This is a genomic window from Vagococcus acidifermentans (genome assembly GCF_003987655.1).
Classification (GTDB): Bacteria; Bacillota; Bacilli; order Lactobacillales; family Vagococcaceae; genus Vagococcus_B; species Vagococcus_B acidifermentans.
The window spans coordinates 224248-235458 of record NZ_NGKC01000002.1 but is presented as its reverse complement, the minus strand read 5'-3'; the positions used below and the strand labels follow the sequence as shown (position 1 = coordinate 235458).

9 protein-coding genes are annotated in these 11211 nt (G+C 47.2%); 1 reads left to right on the top strand and 8 read right to left on the bottom strand.

Annotated elements, in window-relative coordinates; all coding sequences use genetic code 11:
* Window positions 1-87 precede the first annotated feature (87 nt).
* A complete protein-coding gene (gene ligA / locus CBF27_RS03280; RefSeq protein ID WP_126812390.1) occupies window positions 88-2118 on the bottom strand; it encodes an NAD-dependent DNA ligase LigA in 2031 nt (676 codons plus the stop codon).
* 11 nt (window positions 2119-2129) lie between these two features.
* Window positions 2130-4370, bottom strand: a complete 2241-nt coding sequence (pcrA, locus tag CBF27_RS03275; RefSeq protein WP_126812388.1) for a DNA helicase PcrA — start codon at window positions 4368-4370, stop codon at window positions 2130-2132.
* A 199-nt stretch (window positions 4371-4569) separates the two neighbouring features.
* Here pcrA and CBF27_RS03270 point away from each other — a divergent pair, with 199 nt between their 5' ends.
* On the top strand, window positions 4570-4974 hold the full coding sequence (locus CBF27_RS03270) for a GNAT family N-acetyltransferase (protein WP_126812386.1): 405 nt from the start codon (window positions 4570-4572) through the stop codon (window positions 4972-4974).
* Between the two features lie 57 nt (window positions 4975-5031).
* Here the strand turns inward: CBF27_RS03270 and CBF27_RS03265 are convergent, their stop codons facing one another.
* From CBF27_RS03265 to CBF27_RS03240, 6 genes are all read right to left on the bottom strand, one after another.
* Window positions 5032-7251, bottom strand: coding sequence for a heavy metal translocating P-type ATPase (locus tag CBF27_RS03265; protein ID WP_126812384.1), 2220 nt, complete (start codon window positions 7249-7251; stop codon window positions 5032-5034).
* Between the two features lie 2 nt (window positions 7252-7253).
* Window positions 7254-7463: a copper chaperone CopZ gene (gene copZ / locus CBF27_RS03260; RefSeq protein ID WP_126812382.1), complete on the bottom strand. Its 210-nt coding sequence runs from the start codon at window positions 7461-7463 to the stop codon at window positions 7254-7256.
* Window positions 7463-7912: a CopY/TcrY family copper transport repressor gene (locus CBF27_RS03255; protein ID WP_126812380.1), complete on the bottom strand. Its 450-nt coding sequence runs from the start codon at window positions 7910-7912 to the stop codon at window positions 7463-7465. Before CBF27_RS03255 ends, copZ begins: the two co-directional genes overlap by 1 nt.
* Before the next feature lie 202 nt (window positions 7913-8114).
* Entirely contained in the window at window positions 8115-9413 is a 1299-nt protein-coding gene (asnS, locus tag CBF27_RS03250) for an asparagine--tRNA ligase (RefSeq protein ID WP_126812378.1), read from the bottom strand.
* Between the two features lie 47 nt (window positions 9414-9460).
* A complete protein-coding gene (locus CBF27_RS03245; RefSeq protein WP_126812376.1) occupies window positions 9461-10651 on the bottom strand; it encodes a pyridoxal phosphate-dependent aminotransferase in 1191 nt (396 codons plus the stop codon).
* Between the two features lie 28 nt (window positions 10652-10679).
* The gene (locus tag CBF27_RS03240) at window positions 10680-11159 is read right to left on the bottom strand and encodes a cell wall elongation regulator TseB-like domain-containing protein (protein ID WP_126812374.1); all 480 of its coding nucleotides are present in this window, start codon (window positions 11157-11159) and stop codon (window positions 10680-10682) included.
* Between the last annotated feature and the right edge of the window lie 52 nt (window positions 11160-11211).

The following is an 11211-nucleotide window of genomic DNA, read 5'->3' as shown; positions in this document are numbered from 1 at the left end:
GTTTCCCCTTCTTTCTAACCTTTCATTTTATACACTATTCTATCATAAAAGATGATTTGAATTGTACTTAACTTTAAAATACTCGGCTTATTCTTGCGAATATTCATCAAGCACTGCCACCATGTCAGCTTCTGTCCAAACAGTAATGCCCAGTTCCTGCGCTTTTGTCAGTTTACTGCCGGCATCTTCCCCGGCAATTACTATATCTGTTTTTTTAGACACACTGCCGGTGACCTTGCCGCCAAGCGATTCTATTTGCGCTTTGGCGTCATTGCGTGAATAGCGTGTCAATTTACCCGTCAAGACGACGACTTTGTCTTTAAAAGGTGATTCGACTGCTGCCAGTTCAGCGGTCGTCTTGCCAAGATAGGTCAAATTGACGCCGGCCTCCCTCAGCTCCGCAATCAGCTGATGTACTTCCTCGTTTTTGAAATACTTGACCACACTATCGGCAATAATGTCGCCGATGCCGTCAATTTCCAAAATGTCTTCCGCTGTTGCCGATATAATTCCATCAATTGTCATGAAACGTTCCGCAATCAGTTTGGCGGCTTTGGCTCCGACGTGGCGGATACCCAGACCAAACAGCAGTCTTTCAAGGGAATTCGGCTTGCTTTTTTCGATTGCCGTCAAAATATTGGTGGCAGATTTTTCTTTGATTTTATCCAGTGTCAGCAGCTGGTCCATCGTCAAATAATAGAGTCCTGCCACATCGTGTATCAACTCCTTTTCATACATCTGTTCCAGCACACGCGGGCCAAGCCCTTCGATGTTCATCGCATTACGGGACACGAAATGTGTCAGCCCTTCTTTGATTTGTGCCGGACACATCGGATTCAGGCACCGCAATGCCACTTCCTCATTGAGGCGCGCCAGTTCGCCCCCGCACGCAGGACAGGCGGCCGGTTCTTCATAAGGGACGCTGTCTGCTGGTCGTTTGTCAAGCAGCACACGTGTCACCTCAGGGATGATGTCCCCGGCCTTATGAATCATCACAGCATCGTTAATCCGGATATCCTTCTCCGCAATCAAATCCATGTTGTGCAGACTGGCACGGGCGACGGTCGAGCCGGCCAGGAATACCGGATTCATGATAGCCGTTGGTGTCACAACTCCTGTCCGCCCGACAGTCCACTCGATGTCATTGACGACTGTTTCTGCTTCCTCTGCTGGAAACTTGTAGGCAATCGCCCATTTCGGCGCTTTGACCGTATAACCGATATCTTCCTGAGCCGAAAAATCGTTGACCTTGATGACAATGCCGTCAATTTCATATTCAAGGGTATGCCGCTTGTCTTGAAAAGCTTCGATATAGTCCCAGACTTCCTCGATTGTGCTGCACAACTTGCGTTCTTTGTTTGTTCGTATGCCGATTTCGTCAAGCATTGCCAGTGCTTCCGCTTGCGTGCCGGCTGCCAGACCATCAAAATCAGCCACTTGATACAGAAATGTATTTAATTGCCGTTTGGCTGCCACTTTGGTATCCAGTTGACGGAGACTGCCTGCCGCAGCATTCCGCGGATTGGCAAAAACAGACTCGCCGTTGTTCTCCCGCTCTTCATTTAACCGGATAAACGATTTTTTCGGCATGTAGCACTCGCCCCGGACTTCGATGGACACCGGCTGCTTTAATCTCAACGGAATCGACTTGACCGTTTTTAAATTTTCAGTGATATCTTCGCCCGTGACTCCATCGCCGCGAGTCGCCCCTTGAACAAACAAGCCGTTTTCATAGCGTAAACTGATTGCCAGACCGTCGATCTTCAATTCGACCATGTATTGAAGCGGTTTGTCGGTCAGCTTGCGTATCCGTTTATCAAAATCCAGCAAATCCGACCGGCTGGTAGCATTTCCTAAACTCAGCATCGGGATGCGGTGTGTGACTTTGGCAAAGCCTGCCAAGACCCGTCCGCCGACTTTTTGTGTAATGGAGTCCGGTGTTACCAAGTCGGGAAATGACTGTTCAAGAGATACCAGCTCACGGTAAAGCTGGTCATACTCAACGTCTTCGACTGTCGGGCTGTCCTGTACGTAATATTCATACGCGAGACGGTTCAAAGTCTCCCGTAATTCAAGGATGCGTTTTTCAGCTATTTTTTTACTTGCCTCTGAACTCACTCAATCACTTCCTAGTCAACTTTTTTTATCGGTGCGAAAGCCGCCAGCAATCGTTTGATACCTTGAGCCGGGAAAGCAATATCCAGCTCCAAATCTTGTTGACTGCCGCTGACTTTGACTACTGTGCCGACTCCCCAAACTTTATGCTGGGCTTTATCGCCCGCCTGCCAAAGAGCCGTTTCGCCGCCAGTTGCCACTTTACTGCTGACGACCGGCTTTGCCGGCTGTCGGTAAGCCGCTTTGTGGGATTTGCTTTGCGGCCGGGCTGTCCGCGGCTGTTGTTCCGCTTGCGGTATCATGAGTACCTCGTCATCGATTTCCTTCACGAACCGTGACGGCCGGTTGTACTGTGTTCTGCCGTACAGCGTTCTCGAAAAAGCATGAGTCAAAAATAAAACTTCCTCTGCCCGCGTGATGCCGACATAGGCCAGACGGCGTTCCTCCTCCAGTTCAGCTTCTTCCATCATCGCCCGGGAAAGCGGGAAAACCCCTTCTTCCATGCCAATCAGGAAAACAACCGGAAATTCCAGTCCTTTGGCTGCATGAAGCGTCATCAGCGTCACTTGCGAGGCGTCCTCTTCAAGACTGTCAATATCAGAAACGAGCGCCAAATCGTTTAGAAACAGTCCCAGTTTGTTGAGTGAGCTGTCAGTGTCATCGTCGTACTCGCCGGCTTCAAACTGCTTGTCAAACTCCTGTGTCACTGTCAGAAACTCTTCAAGGTTTTCCAGCCGCGACTGGGCCTCCAGCGTGTTCTGATTTTTCAAATCCTGTTCATACCCGCTCTTGTCCAGTACTTCCCTGACAAGTTCTGTCACAGACAAAAATTCGCTCATCTTTGAAAAGTCCTGAATCATCGCACCAAATCCGGCCAGCTCCTTTCGTGCCTTGCCGGTGATGTTCGTCAGATCAACGTCGATTGCCGCCTGCAGCAGCGGCCACTCATGCATTTGCGCAAACTCCCGCAGTTTTTCAAGCGTCCCGCTGCCGATTCCCCGTTTTGGCGAATTAACAATCCGCTCAAAACTAATCGAATCCATATTATTGGAAATAATATTCAAATAAGCCAGAATGTCTCTGATTTCCTTACGGTCGTAAAACTTGTGCCCGCCGACCATTTTATAAGGGACGTTCGCTTTTACCAACGTTTCCTCCACCACACGAGACATGGCGTTGGTCCGGTACAGTACACAGAAATCGCCATAACGGCGCTGATTGTCAGTCAACTCTTTTTGAATCGTCGACACGATAAAACGGGCTTCATCGCGTTCCGTTTCTGCCTGATACAGCACAACTTTCTGACCCTCGTCATTGTCTGTCCAGAGTTTTTTTTCTTTCCTGTTTTTATTGTTGACAATCACACTGTTGGCCGCCTGCAAAATATTTTTCGTTGACCGGTAGTTTTGTTCAAGCAAAATCGTCTTCGCCTTCGGGTAATCCTGCTCAAAATTCAGGATATTCTCCATGTCAGCGCCGCGCCAGCCGTAAATACTCTGGTCCGCATCGCCGACCACGCACAGGTTTTGAAAGCGCTCGGCCAGCATCTTGACAAGCGTGTATTGGGCATGGTTGGTATCCTGATACTCATCCACATGAATATAGTGGAATTTATTCTGGTAATAAGCCAGTGTTTCAGGGCTGTCCTTAAATAAACGAATCGTCAGCATAATCAAATCATCAAAATCCATTGACTGATTGAGACGCAGTTCTTTTTGGTAACGGCGGTAACACGTGGCAACGATTTTCTCGTAAAAACCGGTGTACAGCTGTTCATAGGCTTCCGGTGTCAGCAGTTCGTTTTTCGCATTGCTGATGGACCCGATAATCGAGCGCGGGTCATATTTTTTCGGGTCGATATTTTCTTCTTTTAAAATCCGCTTCATCAGTGTCAACTGCTCGGACGTATCGATGATTGTGAAATTGCGGTTATAGCCGATGACATCCACATCACGCCGCAAAATTCTGACACACATGGAATGAAAGGTGGAAACCCACACATCCTCGCTGCCGTTCGCCAAGATACGGCTGACACGTTCTTTCATCTCCTTGGCAGCTTTATTGGTAAATGTAATCGCCAAAATATTCCATGGATTGACATTTTTTTCTTCAATCAAGTAGGCGATTCGATGAGTCAGAACCCGTGTCTTGCCGCTGCCTGCGCCTGCCATAATCAGCAACGGACCTTCCGTATGCAGCACCGCCTCAGCCTGTTTCGGATTCATTTCTTTCAGTAAGTTATCTCTTATTGACATGTGAATAGGCATCCTTTCTTATCCAATCTCACCTATTATAGCAAATCTCTTGAAAAATTTCTTTTGAGATGCAAGGAAAATCAAAAAAGAAAGAAAATTTCTTTCTTTTAAGCGATTTCCATTTTAAAGAATCATTTGCAACGGCTCAGGAAACATGTATCATGGACTTAAATAAGATAGAGTCGAGGAGGCATGCACCATGACTGAAGAACTGATGAAAGACATTTTTTCACTATACGAACGTGTCGGCTGGACAAATTACACACAAGACCCCGAGCGCCTCGCCAAAGCGTTCAGCCGTTCGCAATACCTCTTAAAACGTAACGAAGCAGGACATGTGATAGGGGTAATACGCTGGATCACCGATTTTGCAACGATTGCTTTTATACAGGATATTCTGGTCCATCCCGCTTTTCAGCGAACAGGCATCGGCACAGAACTTTTGACACAAGCAACAGCGATAATAACAGCATACGGACCCGTTCAAATCGAACTGCTGACCGACAATACAGAAAAGACCCATGCGTTTTACACTTCCTTTGGTTTTTCGCCAGTCACCCGCATGAATTGTGCGTCGTATATGATGGATACGAGGAATAATTGACACCACATACAAAAAAACAGCAGGCATCTGTGTGAGATACCTGCTGTTTTCATCCTGCTATATTTTTTTCCGGTTCAAACTCAACGAGTTAGTCAAAACACTGACTGAACTGAATGCCATTGCCGCTCCTGCAACAATCGGATTCAAGTAGCCGAGTGCCGCGAAAGGAATGCCGACTGTGTTGTAAACAAATGCCCAGAACAAATTCTGCTTGATCTTTTTCATCGTCAAATGCGATAAATGAATCGTTTTGACAATATTTTGCAAATCACCGTTCATAATTGTCACATCTGCTGTTTCCATTGCGATATCCGTACCGGTACCCATGGCAATGCCCACATCAGCATTCGCCAGCGCTGGTGCATCATTGATACCGTCGCCCGCCATTGCGACAAACTTGCCTTCAGTCTTTAATTTCTTGACATACTCGGCTTTGTCTTCCGGCAAGACTTCGGCAAAAATATGTGCCTCATCCAAACCAACTTGCTCGCCAATATACTGAGCCGTGCGTTTGTTGTCGCCGGTCAGCATGTAGACGTCCACGCCCTGTTTTTGCAATGCTAGAATCGCTTGTCGTGATGTTTCTTTCACCTTATCGGCAACAGAGACAAAGGCGACTGCTTCTGTATCGTCTGCCAAGTACATGACTGTTTTGCCTTGAGATTCCATTTGCGCCGCCTCCCGCTCGACAGCCGGCGGCAAAGACACACCGTGAGCTGCCAGCAGGCGTTTTGTCCCGACATAAAACAGCGTACCTGAAACCTCACCGGAAATACCGGCACCGGTGATTGCCTGAAACTGTGCGACAGGCAAATCAATAGCAATATTCTTTTCTTTTGCGTAACCGGTGATGGCTTGTGCCAGAGGATGTTCGGACAAATTCTCCAAACTTGCTAAAATTTCCAGCGCAGCCGTTTTTGTGTAACGGTCCTCAGCAATGACTTCAAAATCAGTCACACTCGGTTTACCGTGAGTGACAGTGCCGGTTTTATCAACAATCAGCCCGTTGATGTTAGCCGCCGACTCCAGCGATTCGCCGCCTTTAATCAGAATGCCGTTTTTGGCACCCAGTCCCGTGCCGACCATGATAGCAGTCGGTGTTGCAAGCCCTAACGCACAAGGACAGGCAATCACCAATACGGCAACACTATGGATGACAGCTGTTTCCCAGTTGTTCGTCAGAAAACCTGTCACCAAAAGCGTGACTAAGGCAATCACCAGAACAGCCGGCACAAAAATTCCGGAAACTTTGTCCGCCACTGCCTGAATAGGCGCTTTTGACCCCTGAGCTTCCTCAACCATCCGGATAATCCGCGACAAAGCTGTATCGGAACCAATCTTCGTGGCTTCAAACACAATCGTGCCGTTTGTATTAATCGTACCGCCGTAAACAGTATCTCCAACCTGTTTATCCACCGGCAGACTTTCGCCTGTCAGCATGCTTTCATCAACAGCTGTCTGGCCTTCAGTCATTTTCCCGTCAACCGGTATTTGTTCGCCCGGACGGACCCGGACCAAGTCATGCAGCAAAACTTCTTCGATGGCAATGTCTTTTTCCACACCGTCGCGGATGACAGTCGCCCGTTTGGCTTGCAGCGCCATCAGCTGTTTGATGGCATTGCCCGTCCGGCTTTTTGCATTCTGCTCCAAATATTTGCCGAGTAAAATCAGGGTGATGATTGTTGCACTGCTTTCAAAATACAAATCACCGTGATGTCCGGCAAAGAAGCCGTTATACACACTCAGCAGATAGGCCGCTGAAGTGCCCATCGCCACTAGGACATCCATATTCGGCGCCTTCGTTTTGATGGCATGGTAGGCGCCTTTATAATAGCGGGAACCAATCCAAAACTGTACGGGGGTCGCCAAAATCAACTGAACGAGCGGCTTATGCAAAAATGCCACAACCGGATGATGCACACCCAGCAACATAAGAATCATGCCAATCATCATTGGTGCCGTCAGCAAAGCGCTGATAATCAAATCCCGCTTCATGCTGGCCACTTCACGTGCTTTTTCATCAGCAATTTTTTGCTTGTGCGCATCATCATACAAAATAGCCCCATAGCCGATGTGCTCGATGCTATTAATCAGTCTGTCGACGGATGTGATGCCTTCCTCAAATTGCACCGTTGCTTTTTCAGTAGCCAGATTGACCGTTGCACTTTTTACACCGGGCTGTTCCTTTAGTTCTTTTTCGACCCGTGCGGAACAGTTGGCACACGTCATACCGGTGATAGCTAGTATCTCAACGTCAATTTTTTCGGCTTGTGCCATAGTTATTTCACCTCTGCTTCATATCCCGTTTCTTTGATTTTGGCAATGATATCGTCAGCTGTCACTTCCGCCTCATTGAAAGTGACTTTGCCTTCACCCTTTTTCAAATTGATTTTCACTTTATCAATTCCAGCCAGCGAGTTCAACCCTTCTTCCACTCTGGCAACACAATGTTTGCAGCTCATCCCGTCAATTTTAAATACTTGTTTCATTATTCCTCTTCCTTCCTTTCATGACACCGGCAATTATCCGGCAAACAGTTGCACGCTACTTCTTCTACAGCTGTTTTCTTTTTTTGCTCAAGTATCGCTTCCAGTTTCTCAATGTCATCGAAACTTAATGTCACTGCTTCTATAATCTGACCGATGGTTCTGCCCATTTTTCTGGCGCATATACGGCTGGCCAATTCATGGGCAACATTTTTATTGGCCTCGTTCTCTGAAATGCGCGCATGGTAAATATACTTGTTGCCTTCTTTGGTCGTCGCCAAATATTCTTTTTTGACTAAACGTCCTAAGAAAGTTTTGATGGTCGCCGGTTTCCAGTCAGTCTCTTCAGACAAATAACTAATCATCTGCTGACTTGATACCTCGCCCAGCGACCACACGATCCGCATGACGCGCCACTCCGCCTCGCTAATCGTCATCTCCTGAGCTGACATCTCCTCACCCTTTCTTGTTTACATGTGTAAACGTTGATTTCAAATAAAGTTTACACCTGTAAACATTTATTGTCAACAGATAAAACAGCTTTTTTAATTTTTTCTCAAAAAAAATACTAGCCGAAATTGCGAGATTACCCGAGATGAACAAAAAAGAACAGGCACAAAATAACCATGCCTGTTCGATAAATCATCTTCAGTTTTAAGGATAGATACGGTGCAGCAGGCGCGGGAACGGACTGGCTTCACGGACATGTTCGATACCGCAGACCCAAGTCACCGTCCGCTCCAGACCAAGTCCGAAACCGGAATGGGGCACGGCGCCGTATTTCTGCAAATCAAGGTACCATTCATAGTCAGCACGGTCTAACCCGTCTTTTTCGATTTGCTCCAGCAAGTAATCATAGCCGATTGCCCGTTCGCTCCCGCCGATAATTTCACCGTAGCCTTCCGGTGCAATCAAGTCCGCGCGGATAACGACATCATCTCTTGTCGGATGAGGCTTCATATAGAAGGGACTCATTGATTTCGGATAGTTCAAAATAAACACCGGCTTGTCGAAGTGGTTGGCGATAAAAGTCTCGTGAGGCGAGCCGAAGTCATCCCCCCATTTGACATCATCAAAGCCGTTTTGTTGAAGCAATTCAACCGCCTCGTCATAAGAAATTCTCGGGTAAGGCAATTCTGTGTATTTTTTCAGCGTATCCCGGTCCCTGTCAAGGACGCTTAACGCATAATCGCAGTTCTCGAGCACTTTTTCAATCATGAAAGCCACATATTGTTCTTGAATTTCCAGACTTTCTTCCTGATGGACGAATGCCATCTCAGGTTCCATCATCCAAAACTCCGTCAAGTGGCGGCGAGTTTTTGATTTTTCCGCGCGGAAGGTCGGCCCGAATGAAAAGACTTTGCCGAATGCCATCGCAGCCGCTTCAAGATACAGCTGGCCTGTTTGCGAAAGGTAGGCTTGTTCGCCGAAATAGTCAGTTGCAAACAGTTCAGTCGTCCCTTCAGGCGCGCTGCCGGTCAGAATCGGCGGGTCAATTTTAATAAAACCCCGGTCATTGAAAAATTCATAAGTGGCACGGATCAGTTCGTTCCGCACTTGCATGATGGCATGCTGCTTGGTTGAACGCAGCCACAGATGACGGTGGTCCATCAGAAAATCAGTTCCGTGTTCTTTCGGTGTAATCGGATAGTCATGACTTTCCCCGATGACTTCAATATTGGAAATGCCGATTTCATAACCGAACTTGGAACGGGCATCTTCCCTGATTTCTCCGGTGACATACACGGATGTTTCCTGATTCAGGTTCTTAGCCAGAGCAAAGACTTCTTCCGGTACTTCACTCTTCACTACCACACCTTGAAAGTATGCTGTGCCGTCTCTCAGTTGCAAAAAGGCGATTTTGCCGCTTGAGCGCTTGTTGGCGACCCAAGCACCGATTGTTACAGTTTCGCCGACGTGATTTTTTGAATCGATGATTTGAATTGTTTTCATTACGCTACTACTCCATCTAAATTTTTATTTTTCATTGTCAGAGGGAATCATTGTCCCTGTTTCTTCGAAATAAACGCTTTGATGCGTTCGACTGCTTTATCGAACGTTGCCATATCAGTGGCATAACTTAAACGGATATGATTTGGCGACCCGAATCCTTCTCCGGTTACGACCGCCACATAACTTTCAGCCAGCAAATCTTCCACCCACTGCGTCACATTGTCATATCCGCAAAGTGCCATAGCCTCGCTGACATCCGGGAATAAATAAAAGGCGCCCTGCGGTTTTTGCAGTTTGAACCCGGGGATTGATTTGACCTTTTCATAGGCTTCATGCAGACGTTCTTCGAAGGCTTGGCGCATCTCTTCGACTGTGTCTTGTTTGCCGCTCAGCGCTTCGACGGCGGCATACTGGCTGACAGCCGCACAGTTGCTGGTGGATTGCGAAATAATTTTAATCATGCTGGAAATGATTTCCGGGTCGCCGATGGCATACCCGATCCGCCAGCCGGTCATCGCATAACTTTTTGACACACCGTTGATGATGATAGTCTGTCTGCGGATTGCGTCGGAAATCGTTGCAATCGGGGTAAAGACATTGCCGTCATATACCAGTTTGCCGTAAATATCATCTGCAATAATCAGGACGTTATTGGCGACCGCCCAATTCCCGATAGCTTCCAGCTCGTCTTTTGTGTAAATCATCCCGGTCGGATTAGACGGCGAATTGATAATAATAGCTTTCGTCTTCGGCGTATAAGCTGCTTCCAGCTGGGAGACCGTCACTTTAAACCCATTTTCCTGCAGTCCGGCAACGAAAACCGGTTTGCCGTCCGCCAGTCTGACCTGGTCGCTGTAGCTGACCCAGTAAGGCACCGGGATAATGACTTCATCTTCTTTTTCAAGAATCGCCTGAAACAACGCATATAAGGCAAATTTGGCTCCGTCAGTCACCACAATGTTGTTTTCCTGATAGGTCAGGCCATAATCCGTTTCTGTCCGCTGGATAATGGCTTGAATCAGCTCAGGGATGCCTGCAGTCGGCGTGTAATAACTTGCCGCGCCGGATGTGATGGACGCGATGGCAGCGTCAGAGATATGCTGAGGTGTCCTGAAATCCGGTTCTCCTACCGTCAGACTGACCACGTCTTTTCCCGATTTTTTAAGCGCGCGTGCCTTAGTTGCCGCAGCCAGTGTGACTGACGGCTTGATTTGTCTGATTTTTTCTGAAATAAACATAAACTCTTCCTCCCGTTTTTAAACACAGCTAAACATTGTGCAGCGTGTGGATAATATCTCCTGTCCGAAATGAGACTAGGTAATAATTAATCCCATATTCTTTGCTTTCTGCGACGATTTCCCAAACAGGTTCATCGTCGACCAACCCTAAAGTAATTTTTTTGATTTCGTTAGAGGTTTTATCATCCAGAACCGACTGGATGGCCTCTTTTTCAGTCACACCTTCGCTTTGTTTCAAAATCTCTGTTTGTCCGCCTTCCTGAGGTATGATGGCAATTAAGCCCTCACCCTTTTCCGTCAAGCCGACAACGGTGAAATAAGTGTCCTTGCGCGTGAACCAGTAAAAGTCCGTGACTTCTTGAATACCCGCCTGTTCTTTGGCGATAGCTGTCGCTTCCTTCTTTGCTTTATGCATCGGGTAATCCGCCCGTACAAAGATGACAACCGTCAGGACAATCAATAGAAAAAGAAATAATGCTAATAATTTTAGGTCTCGTCTTTTTTTCATGTCATAACCCTCTCAAAATCTTGTTCTATTATACCAATAAATGCCCCTTCGT

Excerpts from the sequence above, each read along its gene's own strand:
- asnS (WP_126812378.1), bottom strand. The coding sequence starts at position 9,413 with ATGAAAACAATTCAAATCATCGATTCAAAAAATCACGTCGGCGAAACT.
- CBF27_RS03265 (WP_126812384.1), bottom strand. The coding sequence starts at position 7,251 with ATGGCACAAGCCGAAAAAATTGACGTTGAGATACTAGCTATCACCGGT.
- CBF27_RS03240 (WP_126812374.1), bottom strand. The coding sequence starts at position 11,159 with ATGAAAAAAAGACGAGACCTAAAATTATTAGCATTATTTCTTTTTCTA.
- pcrA (WP_126812388.1), bottom strand. The coding sequence starts at position 4,370 with ATGTCAATAAGAGATAACTTACTGAAAGAAATGAATCCGAAACAGGCT.
- CBF27_RS03255 (WP_126812380.1), bottom strand. The coding sequence starts at position 7,912 with ATGTCAGCTCAGGAGATGACGATTAGCGAGGCGGAGTGGCGCGTCATG.
- CBF27_RS03245 (WP_126812376.1), bottom strand. The coding sequence starts at position 10,651 with ATGTTTATTTCAGAAAAAATCAGACAAATCAAGCCGTCAGTCACACTG.
- copZ (WP_126812382.1), bottom strand. The coding sequence starts at position 7,463 with ATGAAACAAGTATTTAAAATTGACGGGATGAGCTGCAAACATTGTGTT.
- CBF27_RS03270 (WP_126812386.1), top strand. The coding sequence starts at position 4,570 with ATGACTGAAGAACTGATGAAAGACATTTTTTCACTATACGAACGTGTC.